The following is a 22,640-nucleotide window of genomic DNA, read 5'->3' on the forward strand; positions in this document are numbered from 1 at the left end:
GGTCCAGACCCATCCCCCAGACTTCGTCCGGGGGGGACCCCCAGGCAGGTCACTCTGCCGGCCGTGGGTGGCCAGGAAGTAACCGGTCAGCTTCCGGTTGCCGACTTCCACGCGTCGACGTAGCCGGTGAGGTTCTTGTCGATGTCGGCCCAGTCCGGCTCGAAGATCTCCACGCCCGCCATGATCTTGGTGAGTTCGACGGCGTTGGCGTCGGTCGGCTTGACGTCGGTGCGCGCCGGGAAGCCGCCGCCGACCTCGCTGACCAGCTTCTGGGCCTCTTCGCCGAGGAGGTGGTCGAGGAGCTTCTTGCCGTTCTCGGAGTGCGGGGCCTTGGCGACCAGGCCGGCCGCGTAGGGCAGGGCGAAGCTGGTGGGCTTGCCGCCGTCCTTCGCCGGGAACCAGATGCCCAGGTTCGGCATGGACTTGGACTGCGCGAAGTTCATCTGGACGTCGCCGTTGGCCACGAGCAGCTCGCCCTTGTCCGTCTTCGGCGCGAGCTTGCTGGTGGAGGAGGACGGGCCGACGTTGTTGGCCTGGAGCTTCTTCAGGTACTCCATCGCCGGCTCCTTGCCGCCGAAGTCGTGCATCGACTTGACGAGGACGGCCGTGCCGTCGCCCGCGACGCCCGGGGTGGAGTACTGCAGCCTGCCCTTGTACTTGGGGTCGAGCAGCTCCTCCCAGGTCTTGGGGGCCTCGGGGAGCTCCTTCTTGTTGTGGACGAAGCCGAAGTAGTTGTTGACGACCGAGGTCCACTTGCCGTCGGGCGCCTTGTCCGCGCCGTTGACCTTGTCGGATCCCTGCGGCACGTAGGCCTGGAGCAGGCCCTTGCCGTCGGCCTGCTGGATGAACGGCGGCAGCGTGATCAGCACGTCGGCCTGGGTGTTGGTCTTCTCGCGGACGGCGCGCTGCACCATCTCGCCCGAGCCGCCCTCGACGTACTTGACCTCGATGCCGGTCTTCTTGGTGAAGTCGGCGAAGACCTTGTCGTACCAGCCGTCGCCCTTCTCGCTCTTGAGGCCGTCGGCGCTGTAGACGGTGACGACCTTCTCGCCGCCCCGGGAGTCGGCGGAGTCCGCGGAGGAGGAACCGCCGCAGGCGGTGAGGGAGGCGGTGAGGGCGAGGCTGCCGGCGACGGCGGCGGCACTGCGGAGCAGGAGCTTGCTGGGCATGGAACTTCCTTACGGGGAAAGGGAGTCAGCGGGGAATCAGCGGGATCTGCGGGGACCGGCCGGAGTCTGTGGGGGCCGGCTGGAGTCAGCGGTACGAGGCCTTGGTACGGATGCGGGAGACGGCCAGGAGGACCAGCAGGGTGGCGGCCATCAGGACCACGGCGACGGCGGAGCCGCCGAAGAGCGAACCGCGGTCGGTGGCGGTGAAGATGCGGACGGGGAGGGGCATCCAGTCCGGCGGGTAGAGCATCATCGTGGCGCTCAGCTCGCCCATGGACAGGGCGAAGCAGAGCCCGGCCGCGGCCGTGAGGGACGGCAGCAGGAGGGGGAGCCTGACCCGCCAGAGCACGTACGCGGGACGGGCGCCGAGGGAGGCCGCCGCCTGCTCGTACGCGGGGTCGAGCCGTACGATCGCGGCCGAAACCGACTGGTGGGCGAACGCCGTGACAAGGATCGTGTGCGCCAGGATGACGATCGAGCTGGTGCCGTTGAGCAGGACCGGCGGCCGGCTGAAGGCGACGAGCACTGCGAGGCCGACGACCACGGACGGGACCGCGACGGGCAGCATGAACAGCGCGTCCAGGGCGCGCTTCCCGCGCTTCTTCAGTGTGGCGGCGGCCAGCGCGGCCCAGGTGCCGACGGCGAGTGCGAGGAGGCTGGCGGCGAGGGCGGTGACCAGGCTGGTGGTCAGCGCCCGGAGGGATTCGCCGCGTACCGCGGAGGCGTAGTTCGCGGTCGTCGGCCCGGAGGGGAAGGCGCCCGACCAGTGGGTGGCGAAGGAGGCCGCGACCACGACGAGCAGCGGCAGGGCGAACAGCGGCAGGAAGAGGAGGCCGAAGAGGCCCCAGGCGGCCCAGCGGCCGGTCTTGCTATGCACCAGCACGCTTGCCCACCACCCGGTAGAGGCCGAACAGACCGACGGAGATCGCGATGTTGACGACGGCGACCACGCAGGCGGCCGCGTAGTCGGATTCGAGGATGGCCTTGCCGTAGATGAGCATCGGCAGGGTCGTGACGTCCTTGGCTCCGGTGAAGAGGACGATCCCGAACTCGTTGAGGCACATGACGAGGACGAGGCTGCCGCCCGCGGCGAGCGCCGGGAGGGCCTCGGGGAGGATCACCCGCCGGACGATCCGGGCGGGCCGGGCGCCGAGGCCGGCGGCGACCTCCAGCTGGGCGGTGTCCAGTTGGGAGAAGGCCGCGAGCAGGGGGCGCATCACGAAGGGCGTGAAGTACGTGATCTCCGCGAGGAGGACGCCCCAGGGGGTGGTGAGGAAGTGGAAGGGCCCCTCGGCGGCGCCGGTGAGGCCGGTCCAGGCCCCGTTGGCCATGCCCACGGTCCCGTAGATGAAGAGGAGGGCGAGGGTGACGAGGAAGGAGGGGAAGGAGAGGAACACGTCGATGAACTTCGCGACGGCGCGGGCCCCGGGGAAGGGCACGAAGGCGATGATCAGCGCGAGGGCGAAGCCGAGCACGAGGCAGCCGGCGGTGGCCCCGACGGCCAGCCACACGGTGGTCCCGAGGGCCTCGCGGAAGCTCTGCGAGGCGAAGACGGAGGCGTACGCGTCGAAGGCGCCGCCGCCGTTCTCGGGGCTGAGCGACTGCCGGACGACCAGTGCGAGGGGATACAGGAACACCAGCGCGAGCACGGCCACGGGCGGCAGCGCCCATACCAGCGCACGATTCAGCCTCGCCGGCGATTGAGACGCGGGGTCCGGGGCGGAGCCCCGATCTTTCAGCCGCGCCGCACATTCCAGCCCCGCCGGCGATTGAGGCACGGGGTCCGGGGCGGAGCCCCGAGCCTCCCCGGCGGGGGTCGGCACGGCCGCGCGCCGCATGGTCTCAGCCATCCGACACCCCTGCGGCCAGCAGCACGGCGTCGCGCGGCTCGAAGTGCAGCGTGACCCTGTCCCCCAGCGCCGGAGTCTCCCGCAGCTCGGGGAGGTCCGCCTTGACCCGGTGGCCGTCGACGTCGACGTAGAGCCGGTGCGTCGAGCCGCGCCACTGGACCTCGGCGATGGTGCCGCTCAGAGCGTTGGGGCCGGTCCCGAGGCCGAGCAGGTGCGGCCGTACGCACAGGGTGGCCGTGGAGCCGGGCGCCGCGCGGCCGCGGTCGAGGGTCAGTGCGCGGCCCTCGAAGACCGCGCCGGACTCGGCCACCGTCACCGGCAGCAGGTTCGCGTTGCCGACGAAGGACGCGGTGAACTCGGTGCGCGGGGCCCGGTACAGCTGCTGCGGGGTCCCGCAGTCCTGGAGCCGGGCCTTGTCCATGACGGCGATCCGGTCGGCCAGGGTGAGCGCCTCGACCTGGTCGTGGGTGACGTAGAGGATGGAGACGTCGGGCAGTTCGCGGTGCAGGCGGGCCAGTTCGGCGAGCATCCCGGAGCGCAGCTGCGCGTCGAGGGCCGAGAGGGGTTCGTCCAGCAGGAGTACCCCCGGGCGGATCGCGAGCGCGCGGGCGATGGCCACGCGCTGCTGCTGGCCGCCCGAGAGTTCGCGGGGGTAGCGCCGTGCGTAGCCGCCCATGCCGGTCAGTTCCAGAGCCTCGGCGACGCGGCCTCGGATCTCGCCCTTGGGTGCCTTCTGGGCCCGGAGGCCGAAGGCGACGTTGTCCTCGACCCGCATGTGCGGGAAGAGCGCGTACTGCTGGACGACCATGCCGATGCCGCGCTTGTGCGGCGGGAGCGCGGTGACGTCCCGGCCGCCGATCAGCACCCGGCCCGCGACGGGCCGTACGAAACCGGCGACCGCGCGCAGCGCCGTGGTCTTGCCCGAGCCGGAGGGGCCGAGCAGCGCCATCACCTCGCCCGGCTCGACGGTCAGGTCGAGGGAGTCCAGGACGGTCGTGCCGCCGTAGGCGACGCTGACCCCGTCGAAGCGGATGCCGCTCACGACGACTCCGCCAGGAGGTCCGGGAGTTCCGCGACGGAGCCGAGGACGTGGGTCGCGCCGTTCGCCGTCAGCGCCGCGCGGTCGTGGGCGCCGGTGAGGACGCCCGCCACGGTCCCGGCGCCGGCGCGGCGGCCGCTGAGCATGTCGTAGGCGGTGTCGCCCGCGACCACCGTGTCGCGTACGTCGGTCACGGCGCCGGTGCGCAGGAACGCGGTCAGCACCATGTCCGGGTAGGGCCGGCCGCGGCCGCCCGCGTCGGCGGGGCAGAGGGTGAGGTCGGCGAGGTCCTGCCAGCCGAGGGCGTCGAGGATGGCGTCCTGCGTCACGCGGGCGAAGCCGGTGGTCAGGACGACGGTGCGGCCGTCGGCGCGGAGCTTCTCGATGGCGGAGCGGGCGCCGGGCACCGAGGCGATGAGGCCGCCGTCGACGAGCTCCGCGTACGCCTCCTCGAAGGCGGAGTTGGCGCGCCGGGCGAGCTCCTCCGTACCGAAGAGGTGACGGAAGACGGTGATCTTGGACTCGCCCATGGTGTCGCGGACGTACTGGAGCTTGGCCGCGTGGTCGGGGGTGCCGGGCTCGACGCCCAGGCGCTCGGCGGCGCGTTCGAAGGCGCGCTCGACGAGGCCGCCGTCGGCGACGGTGGTGCCGGCCATGTCGAGGACGATCAGCTTGCGGGTGTCGGTGGTGGCCGTGGCGGTTGTGGTGTGCGTGGCGTGCGTGGTGTGCGTGGCGTGCGTGGTGTGCGTGGCGTGCGTGGTGTCGGTCATCCGGCTTACCAGCCCAGTTCGTTCGCGGTGGTCTCGGCTATGGCGGGCGAGCAGGTCATGCCGCGTCCGCCGGGTCCGGTCACCAGCCAGACGCCGTCGGCCACCTGCTGGCGGTGGACGACGCGGGTGGTGTCGGTGCACTGCGCGTACACGCCCGCCCAGCGGCGCTGGATCCGCGGCAGCGGGCGGCCCAGGAAGCCCTCGACCACCCCGGTGAGGTGTTCGTAGGGGTCTTCGAGGGTGTCGAAGGCGAAGGGGTGCTCGTACTCGTGGGTGTCGCCGATGGTCAGTCCGCCGTCGCGGCGCTGGACCATCAGCAGCTGCATCTTGTGCGCGGCGGCTGTCGGCGCCTGGTCCTGCCCGGCGTTGAGGGCATCGAGCGCGGGGGACTTGTAGGCGGGGTAGTAGCGGAAACTGTCGGCGTCGGCGACGGACGTCGTCAGCCGCTCGCCGAGCGGGGCGGTCTGCATCATCTGGAGCCGGACGCGGCGCACGGGCAGGTCGGGGACCAGCTCTCGGACCAGGCCGGACAGCCAGGCGCCGGTGGCGAGGACGACCGCGTCGCCGCGGTGCACGTCGCCGTGGTCGTCGCGGACGGCGGCGGGGCCCGTCACCTCGCGCACCTCCCGGCCGGGAAGGAAGGTGTACCGGCCGGTGGCCTGGAGCGCCTCCCGCAGGTGGAGCTGCGCGGTGCGCGGCTCGACGGCCGCGTCCCGCTCGCACCACAGGGCGGCCTCGAAGGCGCCGCGCAGGGCCGGGTTGATCTGCCGCGCCTCCTCGGCGGTGACCAGCTCGTAGCCGCGGGCGGCGGCGTCGGGGCGGGCCAGGGCCGCCTCGGCTACGGCGTGCTCGCGGTCGGTGCGGACGGGGGTGAGGGAGCCGTTGGCGCGGAAGCCCAGGCCGGGCACCTCCGCGCCGATGCGCTCCCAGAGCTCGCGGGCCCGCAGGGCGGTGTCGATCTCCTCTCCCCCGGCCCGTCCGCTGACCCAGATCTGGCCGAAATTGCGCAGTGACGCGCCGCGGGCCTCCGCCTCTCGCTCGATCTGGACGACCTCGTGGCCGCGTTGGACTGCTTGCCAGGCGTGCATGGTGCCGACCACGCCGCCTCCGACGACTATGACTCTCACGTCGCCAACGGTGGGCGCGGACCGTGACCCGGAAGGATCCGTCCGGCAACGCGCCGGTGAACGACCCTCGACACTTGGACTAGACCCGTTATCTTCCTGTGACCAGAGTGCGGTGCTCATATATCCCTTTACAACCGGTAAGAGTCGATCGACCTGCGGCTATTCGGCCCGCAGGCGGGTCGTGAAGCTGAACCGGTCACCACGGTAGAGCGAACGGACCCGCTCCAGGGGCCGGCCGTCCTGATCCCGCGAGAAGCGGTGGATGAGCAGCATGGGAAGAGCCGGCGGCGTGCCGATCAGCAGCGCTTCGCGGGGGGTCGCAAGGACGGTCTCCAACTTCTCGTCGGCCTCGCCGAAGGCGATGTCGAGGCTGTCGCGGAGGTATCCGTAGAAGGAGGAGTCCGGCTGGAAATCGCTGTCCAGGCGAGGGGCGCGGGCCACCCGGATGTACGTGCTCTCCAGGCCGACGCGCTCGTCGTCGGCCAGCAGGACCCGCTCCAGGTGCCAGACGGGCTCGCCGGGTTCGGCGCCGATGCCGGGGGCGAGGTCGGGCGGGCAGGGGAACTGCTCCAGGCCGATGAGGTGACGGCCCGGGCGGCGGCCCTGGCGGCGCACGCCCTCGGTGTAACTGGCGAGGGAGAGCGGCTGCTCCAGCTTCGGGCCGGCGACGACGGTCCCGCGGCCGGCACGACGCAGCCGGCCCTCCAGCAGCAGCTCGCGCAGGGCCTGGCGGACGGTCTCGCGGGACACCTCGTACTGCTCGGCGAGATCCCGCTCGGTGGGCAGCGCGCCGCCCTCGCCGAGCTCGTCGAGGAGCCCGGAGATCCGGGCCTTGACGGCGTAGTACTTGGGGATGCGGCCGTGCTCGGGGATGCCGGAACGCACGGGTGAGCCGGGGCGGTGGCGCGGGGTCTGTTCTTCCACGGTGGGACTCTATGCGGGGCGGTTCGGGACGCCGTACGGGACCGTCGTACGGGTCGCTGCACGGGCGCGGCCGGTCGGCCGGTCGGCCGGTCGGCCGGTCGGCCGGGGGCCGAGGGGCCGGGGGCCGAGGGGCCGGGGGCTCTGTCGGGGTGCGGCGGGGTCGGTTCGGGTGGGGTCGGGCGCGCGCCGGGGCGTCTCCTCGGGCGCCGAACGTGGCGGGGGGTCGGAGGGCCGAGGGGATTGCGTTCGGCGCCCTGCGGGGAGCGCCCCGGCACACCCGGCCCCGCTGGAACCCGGGGGCGCGTCGGGGTCCGTGGCTGCTGCGTTCCGGCCGGCGAGGCCAAGGGCACCCTGCGGGGATCACCCCGACACACACCCGGCCCCGCGGGAGCCGACTTCGCTGGCGGGCGGCGCGGGGGCGCTCAGGGGCGATCGGCGGTACGCAGCCGACGGGCTCCCAGCAGGAGCCCGCCGCCGGCGGCGAGGGCGGCGACGGCGCCCGCCCCGTACGCCCACTCGCGCGGGCCGGTGTGGGCGAGGGAGCCTGCCTCGACGGGATCCTCCGGACCCTCGACGGAGAACCGGTAGCCTCCGGCCTCGCCGATCCAGTCGCCGTCGTCGCCCTTGCGCTGGACGAGGGCGGCGTCGGCGAGGACCTCCCCGGTGGGGGCGTCGGGGGCGAAGGCGAGCCCGACCTTGACGGTCTTGGAGCCGCCGGGGCCGACGGTGAAGCCGGGGAAGGCGTCGCCGCCGTCGAAGACGGCGATGATCTCGTCGCGGTCGCTCCGCTCCAGGCTGACGGGGAACGTGCCGCCCGGCGCGTCGAACTCCATCCGCAGATGGGCGGGGCGCAGGGTGCGGGCCTTGTCGGTGAAGACGACGACGGGGTGGATGGCCGTGCACTCGGAGTCCGTGGTGTTGGTCAGGTCCAGGTACCAGGTCTGCGGGCCGCCGCCGGTGCGGTACACGGCCGGGCCGCCGCGGATGCGCGCCCCGATGGGGAAGGCGTGGCTCTTCCCGTCTCCACAGGTGGCGTGCGCGCGGGAGGGCAGCGCGGGTGCGGGTCGGGCCCCGCCGCCGGTCCCGATGTCCGCGGCCGCGGTGGGGGCGGTGGTGGCTACGAGTACGGCGGTGAGGGCAAGGGCTTTGCGTAGTCGCATGGAAGACCTTCGCTGCTCGCCGGACGGGACGATGATCGGACCAGGTGACAATCACCCCGGCCCTGCCCGCACCCTGCCACCCCCGCGCAACCCCTCCCCGGGAGCCACGCCCGAGTCGTTCCGGTTTACGCCCGAATGCCGCACGGGTCAACCCCGCCGATCATCCCCACCCGCGCTTGAGACACCCCCTCAGCCCCACCCGCGCTTGAGGCACCCCCTCAGCCCCACCCGCGCTTGAGGCACCCCCTCAGCCCCGCCCGCACTTGAGGCGCACCCTCCTTCAGCCCCGCCCGCACTTGAGGCGCACCCTCCTTCAGCCCCGCCGGCGTTTGAGGCGCGGGGGTCCGGGGGCAGCGCCCCCGGCAACGGCGCCGCACCCGGCACACCGCACCCGGCACCGGCACCGGCACCGGCACCGGCACCGCGTCACCCCGCCCGCCCGAACAACGGCGCAAGCACCAGCTCCGCCGCCCCCTCCGCCACACCGGCCCCCGCCAGCGCAACCACCGGCCGGGCCGGATCCAGCGCGCGGGCCGCGAGAACGGCCCGGACCCCGGCCACGAAGACCTCCGGCGCCGCCGCCACCACCCGCCCGCCGAGCAGCACACGGTCCACATCCAGCAGCGCGACCAGGTTGGCCGCACCCTCCCCCAGGATCCGCGCCGCCTCGGGAAGATCACCTCGGGCCACTGCCCCCAGGCACAGCACCTCCACGCAGCCCCGGGCCCCGCACCGGCACATCGGGCCGTCCAGCAGGAGCACCTGGTGACCGAACTCCCCCGCCGCCGAGCGGGCACCCCGGTAGACCCCACCGGCGAGCCACAACCCCGCGCCGAGCCCGGTCCCGACGTGCAGGTACACGCAGGTGCGGGGCCCGCCGCCGGCATCCGCATCCGGCCCGGCATCCGCGTCCCGCCCGGCATCCGCATCCGCAGCCGCATCCGCAGCCGGCCAGGCGGCCCGGAGCCACGCCCCGGCGGCCGCGGCCGCACCGGCGTTCGTGTCCTTGTCCAGCAGCACCGGCAGGCCCAGCCGCCCCTCCAGCACCCCCCGCAGCGGAAAGCCCTTCCAGCTCGGGAACCCCGTCACCCGCCCCATCGCCCCGGCCCGGTGGTCGAGCGGCCCCGGTGCGGCCACCCCGACGCCCAGGAGCGGCGGCCCGGCCGGGTCTCTGACCCGCGCGACCGCCCGTACGACCGCCTCCACCGCCGCCTCCGGGCCGGCCCCGAAGTCCAGCGGGCCACCGCTCTCGGCGACGACACGGCCCGCCAGGTCCACCCGTACCGCCCGCAGCTCGTCGCGGTCCAGCTGCACTCCGACCGCGTGACGTGCGTCCGGCATCAGCCGGAGCAGGGTGCGCGGCTTGCCGCCGGTGGACGCCGCGCGTCCGGCCTCCGCGACCAGCCCGTCCGCGCCGAGCCGTGCCGTGATCTTGCTGACGGCCTGCGGGGTGAGCCCGGTACGGGCCGCGAGTTCGGTGCGGCCCAGGCCCACCGGTCCGGCGCCGCGCAGCAGATCCAGCAACAGCGCCTCGTTGTACCCGCGCAGCGCCGGCAGGTTCACCCCGCCGCGCTCGTCCCCGCTACCCCTGTTCACGAGTCCATTGTCCACCTTCCTTGCACTTCGGCAACACTGTTGCCAAAGTGGTTCCATGAGCAACCCCGCCTCCCCTTCCTCCCCTGCACCCCTCCGCGTCGGCCTCATCGGCTACGGACTCGCCGGTTCCGTCTTCCACGGCCCCCTCGTGGCCGCCACGGACGGACTCTCCCTCGACACGGTCGTCACCTCCGACCCGGCCCGCCAGGCCCAGGCCCGCGCGGAGTTCCCCGACGTCCACATCGCCGCCACCGCCGCCGAGCTGTGGGACCGGGACCTCGACCTGGTCGTGATCGCCTCCCCCAACCGGACGCACGTCCCGCTCGCCACCACCGCCCTCGAAGCCGGCGTCCCGGTGGTCGTGGACAAGCCGCTCGCCGCCACCGCCGCCGAGGCCCGCGCGCTCGCCGCCCTCGCGGACCGCAGCGGAACGTTCCTCTCCGTCTTCCAGAACCGCCGATGGGACAACGACTTCCTCACCCTGCGCCGCCTCCTGGCGGAGGGCGAACTCGGCGAGATCCAGCGCTTCGAGTCCCGCTTCGAGCGCTGGCGTCCGCAGCTCAAGGGCGGCTGGCGCGAGTCGGGCGCCCCGGAGGAGATCGGCGGCCTGCTGTACGACCTCGGCAGCCACGTCGTGGACCAGGCGCTCGTGCTGTTCGGTCCGGCCGTACGGGTCTACGCGGAGGCCGACGCGCGCCGCCCGGGCGCCGAGACCGACGACGACACCTTCATCGCCGTCACGCACGCGAACGGGGTCCGCTCCCACCTCTACGTCAGCGCCACCACCGCCCAGCTCGGACCGCGGTTCCGCGTACTGGGTTCGCGGGCCGGTTACGTGAAGTACGGCCTCGACCCGCAGGAAGGCGCCCTGCGCGAGGGGCTGCGGCCGGACGGCGAGACGCCCTGGGGCGAGGAGCCCCCGCACCTGTGGGGGCGGGTGGGCTCCGGCGAGTCCCCGCTGACCGGCGGCGGAACCCCGGTGCCGACCGAGCAGGGCGACTACCCGGCGTACTACGCGATGGTGGCCGCCGCCCTCCGCGAGGGCGGGCCGAACCCGGTCACCGCGTACGAGGCCGCCCAGTGCCTCGACGTACTGGAGGCGGCCCACAGGTCGTCCCGGGAGGGAGTGGTGGTGGAGCTTCCCGCCACCCTGCCTGAATCGCCGTGACATGCCACCGACGCCGCTTGGCCGTCCGCCAGGTCGGCCCCGACCGTGTCCGACCAGGCGCCCCCGGACGGGAAGCCCGGGCACAGGAAGCAGGCTTGTCGGCCGAGGGCTGAGCAGCACATCACCACACCACGCGAACAGGCCCTGCCGTCTGCCGCCAAGACCTACGCGCTCTTGAACTCCTGGCGCTGGCGGCCGAGACCCTCGATCTCCAGCTCCACGACGTCACCGGCCCGCAGGTACGGTTTCGGCTCCGGCTGGCCCATGGCCACCCCGGCCGGCGTACCGGTGACGATGACGTCGCCCGGGTACAGGGTCATGAACCGGCTCAGGTACCGGACGACCTCGCCGACCGGGAAGATCTGGTCCGAGGTGTTGCCGTCCTGCTTCAGCTCGCCGTTGACCCACAGCTTGACGTCCAGGGCCTGCGGGTCCGGGACCTCGTCGGCGGTGAGCAGCCAGGGGCCGAGCGGGGTGAAGGTCTCGCAGTTCTTGCCCTTGTCCCAGGTGCCGCCGCGCTCGATCTGGAACTCGCGCTCCGAGACGTCGTTGACCAGCACGTAGCCGCCGACGTGCGCGAGGCCCTCCTCCGCGGAGTCCAGGTAGCGGGCGGTGCTGCCGATGACGACGCCGAGCTCGGCCTCCCAGTCGGTCTTCACGCTGCCGCGCGGGATCAGCACGGTGTCGTCGGGGCCGACCACGGTGTCCGCGGCCTTCAGGAACAGGATCGGCTCGGCTGGCGGCTCCGCGCCGATCTCGGCCGCGTGCCCGAAGTAGTTCAGCCCGATGCCCACGACCTTGCCTATACGGCCGACCGGCGCACCGATCCGCAGCCCTTCGGCGCCCAGGACCGGAAGCTCACCGGACTCGGCCGCGTCCCGTACCCGGGACAGCACGGAGTCGTCGGCGAGCAGGCCGCCGTCCACATCCGTGATCAGGCGGGACAGGTCACGCAGGGTCCCGTCCTGGTCGAGCAGCGCGGGGCGCTCCGACCCGACGGGTCCGACACGCAGCAGCTTCATGGGCATTCTCCCGTGGTCGTGGGTGGTCGGCCCATGGGCGTGCCCCGGGCCGGCCGATGGGTTGCGGCCATCGGAGGATTGGTTGATCCTCCAAGATGCCTGCCCAATCCGCAAGACCCTGTTCACGGACTGGAACGCGCCGCTCCACCGGCCGTCACCCGCTCCGCCTACGCCGCCTGTCCCACCCGTTCCGCCTGCTCGGCCGCCTCCGCACGCTCGGCCCGCTCCTTGCGGTGCTGCAGCCAGATCCGCTCCGCCACCGACCACGCGGTGGTGGTCAGCAGGTACAGCCCGGCGGCCAGCGGCACCACGGCAGCCGTGATCAGCGTCCCGAAGGACAGCAGGGGCAGTACGCCGCCCAGCTTGCGCATGACCTCCTGCTGCTCGGCACTCACCTCGGCCACGACCCCGGCCTTGGCGCCCGGCTCGGCGCCCGGCTCGGCGCCCGGCTTGGCCTTCGCCGCCCCCGGCTTGGCCTTGCCACGGCCGGCCGGCGTCGCCGCGGAGGCAGCGGCTGCGGCGGCCGCGGCCGCGGCCGCCGCCTCGCGGCCCCGCACCGCACTCCACGCGGCGACCGCCGCGATCGCGCCGAACAGCCCGAGGAACACCAGCCCCTGCGCCCCGAACGGGCCGCCCTCACCCAACGCCTCGGTCCACCGGGAGCCCAGCGGCGCGGCGAAGAGCCGGTGCCCGAGCAGTTCGTTGGCCTCGCCGCCGACCTTCGCCGAGGAGAACGCCTGGTACATCACGAAGAACACCGGCAGCTGCAGCAGCAGCGGCAGACATCCCGCCGCCGGGGTCGCCCCGCGGAAGGCCGCCCGGCTCAGCGGGTGCAGGGCGAGCCGTACGAGCACGGTGAACAGCACGATCGCGGCAGCGGTCGCGGACTGGGCCAGTACCGGCTCGAGAAGCCGGCCCAGCGCAGCAACAAGGTGGGGGAAAACGGACACGTGGGCCCTCCGGAGGGTCTCGTCGAACGTCGAAAGAGATGCATTTCGGCGTGACGACCCGCGAGGGGCGACAACAGTGATCAGTCAGCAGAAGGCGAGAACGAGAACGGAACGAGATGTACTGCGCGCCCCTACGCGGCCGTCAGGAGGGCACGGCCGGGCGCCCTGGGCCGCGACCGGCCCGAGGCGTCGGGGTCACGCTGCGGCAGGAACGCCGTGCGTTGCTCGCGATCACGCATCGCGGTGCGTATGCGGTGCGGCGGGACGGGCCGCACGAGCCGTGCGGCGGCGGCCAGGGCCTCGGTGCCCACGGCCACGGTGGCCGCGAGGGCCACCACGACGGCGCCGAGCCCGCTCTCCCCGGCGAAGAGTCCGAGGACTCCCCCGAGCAGCACCAGCGGGAGCAGTACGGCAAGGGCCCGCGAGGCCCTGGCGAACACGCCGGCCATACGAACCTCCCCCTCTCCGCTCCCGCGCGCGATGTCACGTACGCGTTCGATGGTAACCGGCCCCGCTGACAACGGAACGGGTCAGGAGGACTTGAGGGTTCCCCAGACCACCAGCCGGTACTTGGAGCTGTACTCGGGCGTGCAGGTGGTGAGGGTGATGTACGCGCCGGGCTCGCCGTACCCCTGGTCCGGCTTCACCAGGCTCTGCGGCACGGGCGCGATCACCCCGGTGTCCCGCTCGGTCGTCTCGCTCAGGATCTTCCCGACCACGTACGTGTACCTGCGCCCCCGCAGGTCGACGATCAGCTCGTCGCCCGCCCGCAGCCGGTTGATGTACCGGAACGGCTCGCCGTGGGTGTTCCGGTGGCCGGCCAGCGCGAAGTTCCCCCGCTCCCCGGGCCCGGCGGTCCCGGGGTACTGCCCGGCGTAGCCCTTGTCGAGGACGGCCCGCTTGTCGACCCCCTGCGCGACGGGGACGACGAGGCCGAGGCGCGGAACGCGCAGGACGGCGTACGCCCGGTCCCGCGCAGGCGGCCCGGCGGCGGGCCGGGCGGCGGCCCGGGTCGCCGCGGGCGCCGCCCCGGAATCCGCCGGCCCGCTCGGTTCCGGCCCCACCACCGGCCCGCCACCGACCCCGGCCTCGTCCCCGCCACCGCCACCGACCCCGGAACCAGCGACGGGCCCCTCACCCCACGCCCGCTCCAGCGCCTGGACCTGCTCCTGCGCGGCAGCCGCGGCCTGCCGGTTGGTCCACCACACCTGATGCACCACCAGCAACAGGATCGCCACCCCCACGGTGACGATCAGCTCGGCGCCCGCCCACAGCACCCCCGCGAGACCGGCCCGGCGCCCCCGCCGGCCGCTCCCCTGCACCACCACAGGTACGCGATCTCGCACGGGCGGCACCCTAAGACCGACCGGCAGTAGGGCCGTGGGTGTCGGTGATCGGCGGCCCGAGCGCAAGGCAGGCACGAGCCTGAGTGATCATGGAGTTCTCTACGCTCAGTGATCACCGGAGGGCTCGTGCCTGTCCTGCCATCATGCCTGCTCGAACCCCTGTGGGACCAGTTCGCGGCGCTGCTGCCCGCGCACGTGGACGGCCATCCGCTTGGCTGCCACAATCCGCGCCTCCCCGACCGGATCGTCTTCGAGCACGTGATCGCTGCCCTCGTGCACGGCTCCGGCTACGAACGCATCGCCAGTCCCGGCTGCTCCGACCGCACTATCCGACGCCGCGTCAGACACTGGGCCGACCTGGGGATATGTCAGCAACTGCACGCCTTGGCCCTGGAGGCGTACGACCGCATGATCGGCCTGGAACTCGACGAACTGTCGGTCGACGGCTGCATCACCAAGGCGCCCTGCGGCGGCGAGAAGGCCGGCCGCTCCCCGGTCGACCGCGGCAAGCAGGGCCTGAAACGCTCGGTAGCAGCCGAGGCCCGCGGTGTTCCGCTCGGCCTGGTCTCCGCCGGAGCCAACCGGCACGACTCGCCCCTGCTCATCCCCACCCTCGACGCCGTGAAAACCCAGGTCGGACCACTCCCCGAGCAGGTCAACGTCAACCTGGACCGCGGCTACGACAGCGCGAAGACCCGGACCGCGCTGGAGGAGTTCGGCTTCACCGTCGAGATCGCCCGCAAGGGTGTGCCCGCCCCAATCCAAGCCGGGAAACGCTGGGTGGTGGAGCGCGCACACTCGTGGATGAACGGCTTCGGCAAACTGCGGCGCTGCACCGAGAAGAACGGCAACGTCGTGGACTTCTACCTGCACCTCACCGCCACGATCGTCACGCTCCGCATGCTCATCCGCCGCGCGACGCTCCAATACCGCTGGGACACCCGCCCCACCACCCGACGACTCAAGTGACGCCTACTGCCGGTCGGTCTAAGTCCTCCCCCGTCAACTGACCAGCAGCAGTACGGTGTGAACCATGCGCCCCGACACGCCTGCCGAGCACATCGCCGAAGCCGAGCGCCTCATCCGCACGGCGACCCGCTACCCCGAGGACCAGGAGCCCTTGCTCCTCCAGGCCGCGGCCCACCTCGAACTGGCCGACGCACGCGACCGGGCGAGCACCCTCTACGACCAACTCCTCTCCTCCTCCCCGTCCGACCCCCACCTGATCAAGGCCCTGCAGGCGGCGAACCTCTGGGAGTACGGCCACGAGGCGGAGGCCCGCGCCCTCATCTCGGGCATCCGCGCCGCCTCCCCGAAGGACCCGGCGCCGTGGGAGGTCATCGCGGAAGCCCTGGAGGCCCACGACGAGTTGGAGGCCTCGCACGAGTGCTTCACCGAAGCGGCGACCCTCCTCATCACGGAGGACGACCCGCTCACCCAGGCCACCACCGCCCTCCTGACGGGCCGCCACCGGGTACGCCGCCTCCTCGGGCGCCCGCACGACGACTGGGACATGGTCGCCGACACCCGCCACATCGGCCCGATCCCCCTCGACGAGCTCCACGACCCGAAGCGCATCTGGGCGCTGGGCTCCGACGACCCCGCCGAACTGCGCGCCGAGATCGCCCGCCTGCGCGCCGAACTGGGCGACCGCCGCGCGGCCCTCTCCCGCCCCTTCCCGGTGGCGATCCTCCACTGGCCCGTACGCGAACTGGCCGAACTCCTCACCTCGTACCCCACGCTCGCCTCGGAGTACACCTCGCACGAGGCCCACCTGAGAGAGATCGAAACCTCCCTCCGCGCCCTCGCCGCCTCGGGCACCACGAACCTCGGCATCGTCACCGCGAGCGTCCCGTCCTACGAGGCCTTCGCGGCCTCCGAAAAGACCTCCCCGGCCTCCCCGTCCCTCCTGGCCGAATACGCCACAACCCTGGCAGCCCGCGGCAAGGCCACCCCCTGGCCCCCCACCCCCACGTCCCCCTGCTGGTGCACCTCGGGCAAGCCGTACGCGGAGTGCCACGGCGCCTCTCGGAGGTGACGGCTCAGGCACCCGCCGGTATCGCATCCCGGACAGTGACCTCATAGGGCTGCCCGAAAATCTGGCTATGCGTTAGCGTCATCGGACATCCGCAGATATGGAGTGGAAGCTCCTCCACTCTCGGATAAATCCATCCCTGCGCTCTAGAGGTTTGCTGCTCATATGCCCTATTCACCATCCGGCGACTGGCAGTTCGAGATACCCACACTGGGCAGCAAGCAGCTTCCGCCAGCTGCCCGCTACGTCAAATCGCTGGCACATCAGGGATACGGATTCGAGGCCGCTATCGCCGACCTCGTGGACAACTCGATCGACGCAGGCGCCCGCAACGTCGTCATTAGTTTTCTGCGCGCCGACGACCGGCTCGTCAGCCTGCTGGTCATCGACGACGGCCGTGGAATGGACGACGCCGCTCTCGACGTCGCGATGATCGTCGGCGGCCGCGAGGGCTATGCCGACGGAGCGCTAGGCCACTTCGGAGCCGGCCTGAAGGCTGCCTCGCTCTCGCACGCCGAGTCCCTGACCGTCGTGAGTCGCACCAAGCGCAGTCCCGCCGCGGGGCGGCGCTGGCTGACCGCTCATGCGCAGCAGGACTTCAGCTGCGACATCGTGGATCCGCGGTACTGCCAGGATCTGGTCGACCGCTACGACGGGGTCATCGGATGGCACGGCACCATCGTCCGCTGGGATGCCGTCCGCGCCTTTGACACTGTGCTTTCCGGCCAGAGCGACCGGTTCCTCAACGAACAGATCGAGAAGCTGGAGACCCATCTCGGTCTCTACTTGCACAGGTTCCTGGCCCGGGACGGGTTCCACATCGACCTCGTCGTGGAGGACGTCCGCACCAAGGAGGAACTCGATCACCGGGGGGTGGAGCCGATCGACCCCTTCGGCTACCGGGTTCCGGGGCGAGCGGGCTACCCGCGGACATACACGGCTCCCATCGAGGGCGTCGGCGGCGTGGCTCTTCAGGCCCATGTGTGGCCGCCCCGGTCCCAGCTCGTGTCCTTCCGGGGCATCGGCCCACTGGCGGACCGGCAGGGCTTCTACATCTACCGCAATGACCGCCTCGTCCAGGCCGGCGGCTGGAACGGCATCCGCAGCGCGGAGACGCACCACAGCCTGGCCCGGATCTCGCTGGATCTTCCCTCGTCACCCAACGGCGTGTTCAGCCTGACCGTGAAGAAGGACGGGGTCAGCGTTACACCGGCATTCGCTCGCGGTATCGAGAAGGCCTCCGACACGGACGGCCATCCCTTTGCCGCGTACGTGGCAGAAGCGGAAGCGGTCTATCGCGAGGCTGCCCGGCGTTCCACTGAAGTGCAGCGCACGAGTGCCGTCCCGCCCGGAAAGGGAATCGATCCCAAGCTCAAGCGCACCCTCCGGGACGAGCTGCCGCAGATCGAGGGAGAGGACCCGATCACGTTCCGCTGGGAATCACTCCCGCCGGACGTCTTCTTCGACATCGACCGCGAGGAACACGCCGTCCGGCTCAACAAGGAGTACCGCCCAGCCTTCAACAACGGCCGGAGAGCGGGGGCGAATGACGCTCCGGCGCTGAAAGGCCTGCTCTACCTCATGCTCGAAAAGAACTTCCGGCTGGGCCGGTCGAGCGCCCAGCGCAACGACGAGATGGCCTTGTGGAACAGCGTGCTGGTGTCTGCCGCGCGTTGTGAAATGTCTCGTGGACTGGAGCCGTAGCCCCCTGTGACTGACAATCTGCTCAATCTTCACACCGACGTGCTCGCCGCCATGCGCCGTGCCCCGAGGGGCTTCAGCCGGATCGCGGCCGGACTGTCGGAGACGGACGACGGCCACGACGCCGACCTTGACGTCTTCCGGGCACGCCTCGCCGCGAGCGACCCGGGGCTTATCACGGTCTGGAGCCGCTCCCTGGCCCAGTGGGACGCCGTCCTGACCGCCGACTGGTCCAGCGCGCCGCCCTGCTCGGACGCCCGGCGGGCCGACGTGTACGCGCTCCTGCGCTTCGATGACGACTTGTCCAAGGCACTGGACACCGCTGTTCCCGTCGACAAGGGCTCCCAGCCCGTGGTGATCAGCGAGAGCAACCAGGCCTGGTACACCCGGGACAAGGCGCTGGCCCGTGCGTTCTACTGGCCGGCGTACGAGGACCTCCTGCGGCGCAAGGGCTGGAGTGAGACGGCAATCACCAGCCTCGGGGAAGCTGCCCACAATGTCGTCGAACGGCTGGCGGACCCGGCACGGCCGGAGGCGTACGCGGCCCGGGGTCTGGTCGTCGGCTATGTGCAATCCGGCAAGACCGCCAACTTCACCGGTGTCATAGCCAAGGCGATGGACGCCGGCTACCGGCTGGTCATCGTGCTGGGTGGCACGCTGAACCTGCTGCGCGGCCAGACGCAGCGGCGGCTCGACATGGAGCTGATCGGACAGGAGAACATCCTCCGCGGCGCGGACCCGGACGATCTCGACGCGTTGATCGGTGTCGACTACCAGGACGACGAGGACTGGCCCGCGAAGTTCGTCTCGCACGGCGGCCGGCCTTCTCATCGGGGAGCGTTCGACATCGAACGCCTCACGACAAAGGACAAGGACTACCAGTCCCTGGAGCGGGGCATCCGGGCGCTCGACATCGAGAAAGTGGAAAAGGCCCTTCCGCTCCATGACCCGGCGAACCTACACCATGCGGCAGCCCGCGTCATGGTGGTCAAGAAGAACAAGTCGGTCCTGACGAAACTCGTCAACGACCTCAAGAAGATCGGCCCGATCCTCAGCGAGGTACCGGCACTCATCATCGATGACGAGTCCGACCAGGCGTCCGTCAACACCACGAACCCGGCCACGTGGGAAGGGGGCAAGGCCAACCGGTCCGCCATCAACGGTCTCGTCTGCGAACTTCTTCGCCTGATGCCGCGAGCCCAGTACATCGGCTACACGGCGACCCCTTTCGCCAACGTATTCGTCGACCCCGACGACTCCGCCGACCTCTTCCCGCGCGACTTCCTGATCTCCCTCCCTCGCCCGGTCGGATATATGGGAGTGGAGGACTTCCACGACCTGCACTCCGACCTGCCCAGCTCCGAGCGGACGGTCGCCACCTCTCAGGAAGCCGCTCACGTGCGCGGCATCGACAGCGGTACGGGTGACCGCCTGCTGGAAGCGATGGACGCGTTCGTGCTGGCCGGAGCTCTGAAGCTCTACCGAGCGGCGAACGGCGTTCCCGAAGGCGCCTTCCGCCACCACACCATGCTGATTCACGAGTCGGTGCGCGTAGCGGACCACGCAGTACTCGCCGACCGCATCAAGGCGCTCTGGGATTCCTCTTACATGAGCAGCGAATCTCACGGCCGCCTGGCCGCGCTCTTCGAAGCGGACCACAAGCTGGTGTGCGGCGCCCGAGCTGACGGTCTGCCCGTCCCCGGCTCGTACGAGGGGCTACGCCCCCACGTCAGCCGCGCCCGGCAGCTCATCGCATCCGGCGGGAGTCCCGTCCTCGTCGTCAATGGCGCGAACGAAAAGGACTACGCGCAGCCCGGACTGGACTTCGACCGCACCCCGCACGTCTGGAAGATCCTCGTTGGCGGCACCAAACTGTCCCGCGGCTTCACCGTGGAGGGTCTGACCGTCACCTACTACCGCCGGAAGACCCAGCAGGCCGACACCCTGATGCAGATGGGCCGCTGGTTCGGGTTCCGCTCCGGCTACCGGGACCTCGTGCGCCTCTACATCGGCCGGGAGGAACCCTTCGGGAGGGACAAGACGCTCGACCTGTACGAGGCGTTCGAGGCGATCTGCCAGGACGAGGAGGCATTCCGTTCCGAACTCGCCCAGTACGCGGAGATGATCGACGGCGAGCCTCAGCTGACGCCTACTCAGGTCCTCCCGCTGGTCTCGCAGCATCTCGGTCTCATCAAGCCGACAGCACGCAACAAGATGTTCAACGCCGAACTGACGGAAATCCGGTCACCGGGGCGGCCTATCGAGCCGGCCGCCTATCCCCGCGATGCTTCGGTGATCGAGGCCAACGGCAAGCGCTGGCTGCCGCTCCTCGACGTGTTCGGCCGGGCCGCGCAGACGCTGGAGCTGCCTCCGGACGAGACCAGCCCCCTCACCCGGAGGTTCGAGGCCAGGACGTCACTGATCCCGCATGCCAGCCTGGTCAGCGTCCTGCGTCAGCTGGAGTGGGAAGGCGACAACCACTTCGCTCCGCACCTCAGCTACCTCTCCAAGCTCGACGGCGAACTCGCCAGGGTGGACGACTGGCTGCTCGTCGCACCGCAGACGACATCGAGCCGACGGGTGGAAGCGAGCGTGCTGGGCTCCGCACCGACCTCGCTGGTCCGGCGCAAGCGTCAGCTCGACAAAGCCGCTTTCGGCCGTATCTCCGGTATGGAACACCGTCGATGGGCCGAATCCGTCATCAGGGAAGCAGGCGAGGACGTCACCAGCGCCCGAGCGGGCGCACTGGGTGTGGGGCCTCGCACGGGCATCGTCCTGCTCTATCCGGTGGTCGACACGTCTAACGACACAGGGCTCCTCTCTGCCGTCACAAACGGGACGGCAGATCCCCAGCAAGTGATCATGGCGTTCACAGTGGTCCCGCCCACCGCAGCCAACGATTCTTCACGTCGCCTGCTCCGCTATCAGGCGATGCGGTCAGGTAGCTGAGACAACAGGCACGGGCAGCCCTGACAAGCATCGGGGCTGCCGTGTTCGCCATGCACAGCACCAACGTACACATCATCAGACAAGGAACAGTCTCTTGCTTCCTCTGGATGTTTCAGCCGCGACCAACATCCACGCCCAGGCACTCTTAGAGGGTGACCCGGAGCTGTCAGCGGTGCACAAGCACATCCTCCGACTTGACCCAGCAGGCCAGCGATTCGCCGCCGTTCTCCGCGACACGATCGACCAGCTTCTCAACGGCGAGGTCACTGGCCGGTACGACTGGAAGACGCTCTTCAAGACCGAGAAGACTCACGCGGGGACGCTCGTCGAGATCAATCTCCAGCGGGAGTTCACATTCGACGACGGCATCGACATGGACTACGAGATCGCGGGCGTCGATGTTGACTGTAAATACTCCCAGCAGTTCGGCGCCTGGATGATCCCGCCCGAGGCAATGGGCCATCTCTGCCTTCTGGTGTGGGCAGACGACTACAAGAGCCGCTGGAGCGCCGGCTTGCTACGCATAACGCCGGACTGGCTGAACAAGGGCAATAACCGCGATCTGAAACTCACGGTGAAGGCTGAGCACCGGAACAAGATTCTTTGGCTTTGGCATGACACAGAGCTCCCGGAGAACGTACTGCTACACATGAAGGAAGCCGACCGAGATGCGGTCATGACGCCAAAATCAGGCCAGGCTCGGCTCAATGAACTATTCCGGCGCGCACAGAATCGCCGCATCGGACGAAGTGTTGTACGTACGGTCGCGCAGCAAAAGGACTACATGAAGCGAGTCCGCGGAAATGGCGGCGCCCGGTCAGCCCTCAAAGAGGAGGGCATCGTCATCATGGGGGACTACGGGAGTCACCGCCGGATCGCAGCCGAACTCGGTCTGCCAGTTCCTCAGGAAGGTGAATTCGTAAGCACGCGCCTCGTCGAAGTGACGCACCTCCACAATGGGCAGCCGAGCGTTCACCTGGCCGGCCGGATGTGGACCTGCGCGCTCGCAGGAGAAGTATCGGCTGTGGCCCCGGCCCTTCCGTCCCATAGCGAATAGGCGGACCCCGAAAGATGACCACATCATTCGCCAGCCACCTGCTGGGCTGGAAGCGACTGGACAAGTCGCCGGCCCTCGTCGCCAACACCGCAGATACGAATAGCGAACCGTCCAAGGCTCTGGCCGCCGCAATACTCGAGCACCTTGACATCGCACCCGTAGTACACAGGACCAACCCCAAGGAGCTGGGCCCAGCCCTGGAGCACGCTGTAAGCCGCGACCTGGCTGACACTCTCAGCCGGCTGGCCCCTGCCCGAGCCTGGCAAGTGGATCACCGAGAGCTGGTCACTTCATTCAGCCAGTACGCACATCTGGCCAGGCTCTCGCAACTGCTTCGCCAGCACCCCGAACTACGTGCTGAACTCGGACGGGACTATCTGATCAAGCCTGATGTCACCGTCGGCATCGAGGAGTCCCCTGACCCCGAGGACAAGCACTCTTTTCTGCACGCCGCCGTGTCCTGCAAGTGGACCATCCGTTCAGACCGAGTCCAGAACATTCGGCATGAGTTCCTCCAGATGATCAGGCACCGCCGAGGGCGGCTGCCACACCTTGTGACAGTTACGGCGGAGCCGATGCCTAGCCGCATCGCAGCTATCGCACGGGGAACTGGCGAAGTAGACGCCGTCTATCACATCGCCTTCGACTCCCTCACCGCGGCCGTCGACGCAGTGGGCAGCAGCCAGCAGAAGGACGACTGGCAGGAGTGCGTCGAGCAGCGGCGAGTCCTGCCGTACGAAGAACTGGCCGCCACTCTGGCAGGCTGGTAGCCGGAAA

General features: G+C 70.6%; 20 protein-coding genes. 7 read left to right on the plus strand and 13 right to left on the minus strand.

Going from position 1 to position 22,640, the window contains the following annotated elements; all coding sequences use genetic code 11:
- Positions 1-86 precede the first annotated feature (86 nt).
- The 9 genes from OG332_RS16445 to OG332_RS16485 form a co-directional block, all read right to left on the minus strand.
- Positions 87-1,169 (minus strand): 2-aminoethylphosphonate ABC transporter substrate-binding protein, encoded by a 1,083-nt coding sequence (locus OG332_RS16445; RefSeq protein ID WP_327414187.1) that lies wholly within the window; start codon positions 1,167-1,169, stop codon positions 87-89.
- Positions 1,170-1,254: 85 nt separating this feature from the next.
- Positions 1,255-2,052 (minus strand): ABC transporter permease, encoded by a 798-nt coding sequence (locus OG332_RS16450; protein ID WP_327414188.1) that lies wholly within the window; start codon positions 2,050-2,052, stop codon positions 1,255-1,257.
- The gene (locus tag OG332_RS16455) at positions 2,039-3,007 is read right to left on the minus strand and encodes a 2-aminoethylphosphonate ABC transporter permease subunit (RefSeq protein WP_442816355.1); all 969 of its coding nucleotides are present in this window, start codon (positions 3,005-3,007) and stop codon (positions 2,039-2,041) included. Before OG332_RS16455 ends, OG332_RS16450 begins: the two co-directional genes overlap by 14 nt.
- A 4-nt stretch (positions 3,008-3,011) precedes the next feature.
- Complete coding sequence (locus OG332_RS16460) at positions 3,012-4,061, minus strand: ABC transporter ATP-binding protein (RefSeq protein ID WP_327414190.1); 1,050 nt, start codon at positions 4,059-4,061, stop codon at positions 3,012-3,014.
- A complete protein-coding gene (locus OG332_RS16465) occupies positions 4,058-4,714 on the minus strand; it encodes an HAD family hydrolase (protein ID WP_327419249.1) in 657 nt (218 codons plus the stop codon). The genes OG332_RS16460 and OG332_RS16465 overlap by 4 nt, the downstream gene beginning before the upstream one ends.
- 119 nt (positions 4,715-4,833) lie before the next feature.
- The gene (locus OG332_RS16470) at positions 4,834-5,955 is read right to left on the minus strand and encodes a TIGR03364 family FAD-dependent oxidoreductase (RefSeq protein ID WP_327414191.1); all 1,122 of its coding nucleotides are present in this window, start codon (positions 5,953-5,955) and stop codon (positions 4,834-4,836) included.
- A gap of 159 nt (positions 5,956-6,114) precedes the next feature.
- Entirely contained in the window at positions 6,115-6,879 is a 765-nt protein-coding gene (locus OG332_RS16475) for a GntR family transcriptional regulator (protein ID WP_327414192.1), read from the minus strand.
- Between the two features lie 422 nt (positions 6,880-7,301).
- A complete protein-coding gene (locus OG332_RS16480) occupies positions 7,302-8,039 on the minus strand; it encodes a hypothetical protein (RefSeq protein ID WP_327414193.1) in 738 nt (245 codons plus the stop codon).
- A 426-nt stretch (positions 8,040-8,465) separates the two neighbouring features.
- Complete coding sequence (locus tag OG332_RS16485; RefSeq protein ID WP_327414194.1) at positions 8,466-9,635, minus strand: ROK family transcriptional regulator; 1,170 nt, start codon at positions 9,633-9,635, stop codon at positions 8,466-8,468.
- Between the two features lie 55 nt (positions 9,636-9,690).
- On the opposite strand from OG332_RS16485, the gene OG332_RS16490 reads away from it, so the two are divergent.
- On the plus strand, positions 9,691-10,803 hold the full coding sequence (locus tag OG332_RS16490) for a Gfo/Idh/MocA family oxidoreductase (RefSeq protein ID WP_327414195.1): 1,113 nt from the start codon (positions 9,691-9,693) through the stop codon (positions 10,801-10,803).
- A gap of 164 nt (positions 10,804-10,967) precedes the next feature.
- On the opposite strand, the gene OG332_RS16495 is transcribed toward OG332_RS16490, so the two are convergent.
- From OG332_RS16495 to OG332_RS16510, 4 genes are all read right to left on the minus strand, one after another.
- A complete protein-coding gene (locus tag OG332_RS16495) occupies positions 10,968-11,825 on the minus strand; it encodes a fumarylacetoacetate hydrolase family protein (RefSeq protein ID WP_327414196.1) in 858 nt (285 codons plus the stop codon).
- 167 nt (positions 11,826-11,992) lie between these two features.
- A complete protein-coding gene (locus tag OG332_RS16500; protein ID WP_327414197.1) occupies positions 11,993-12,775 on the minus strand; it encodes a YidC/Oxa1 family membrane protein insertase in 783 nt (260 codons plus the stop codon).
- A gap of 131 nt (positions 12,776-12,906) precedes the next feature.
- Positions 12,907-13,224, minus strand: a complete 318-nt coding sequence (locus OG332_RS16505) for a DUF6412 domain-containing protein (protein ID WP_327414198.1) — start codon at positions 13,222-13,224, stop codon at positions 12,907-12,909.
- Between the two features lie 81 nt (positions 13,225-13,305).
- Positions 13,306-14,121 (minus strand): class E sortase, encoded by an 816-nt coding sequence (locus OG332_RS16510; protein WP_327414199.1) that lies wholly within the window; start codon positions 14,119-14,121, stop codon positions 13,306-13,308.
- A gap of 126 nt (positions 14,122-14,247) precedes the next feature.
- Here OG332_RS16510 and OG332_RS16515 point away from each other — a divergent pair, with 126 nt between their 5' ends.
- From OG332_RS16515 to OG332_RS16540, 6 genes are all read left to right on the plus strand, one after another.
- Positions 14,248-15,090, plus strand: coding sequence for an IS5 family transposase (locus tag OG332_RS16515; RefSeq protein ID WP_327414200.1), 843 nt, complete (start codon positions 14,248-14,250; stop codon positions 15,088-15,090).
- 64 nt (positions 15,091-15,154) lie between these two features.
- Positions 15,155-16,159, plus strand: coding sequence for an SEC-C domain-containing protein (locus tag OG332_RS16520; protein ID WP_327414201.1), 1,005 nt, complete (start codon positions 15,155-15,157; stop codon positions 16,157-16,159).
- Between the two features lie 162 nt (positions 16,160-16,321).
- Complete coding sequence (locus OG332_RS16525; RefSeq protein WP_327414202.1) at positions 16,322-17,860, plus strand: ATP-binding protein; 1,539 nt, start codon at positions 16,322-16,324, stop codon at positions 17,858-17,860.
- 6 nt (positions 17,861-17,866) lie between these two features.
- Complete coding sequence (locus OG332_RS16530; RefSeq protein WP_327414203.1) at positions 17,867-20,806, plus strand: Z1 domain-containing protein; 2,940 nt, start codon at positions 17,867-17,869, stop codon at positions 20,804-20,806.
- A 94-nt stretch (positions 20,807-20,900) separates the two neighbouring features.
- On the plus strand, positions 20,901-21,863 hold the full coding sequence (locus tag OG332_RS16535) for a NaeI family type II restriction endonuclease (protein ID WP_327414204.1): 963 nt from the start codon (positions 20,901-20,903) through the stop codon (positions 21,861-21,863).
- A 14-nt stretch (positions 21,864-21,877) separates the two neighbouring features.
- Complete coding sequence (locus tag OG332_RS16540; RefSeq protein ID WP_327414205.1) at positions 21,878-22,633, plus strand: NgoMIV family type II restriction endonuclease; 756 nt, start codon at positions 21,878-21,880, stop codon at positions 22,631-22,633.
- Positions 22,634-22,640: the final 7 nt, after the last annotated feature.

The organism is Streptomyces sp. NBC_01233 (assembly GCF_035989305.1).
GTDB lineage: Bacteria > Actinomycetota > Actinomycetes > Streptomycetales > Streptomycetaceae > Streptomyces.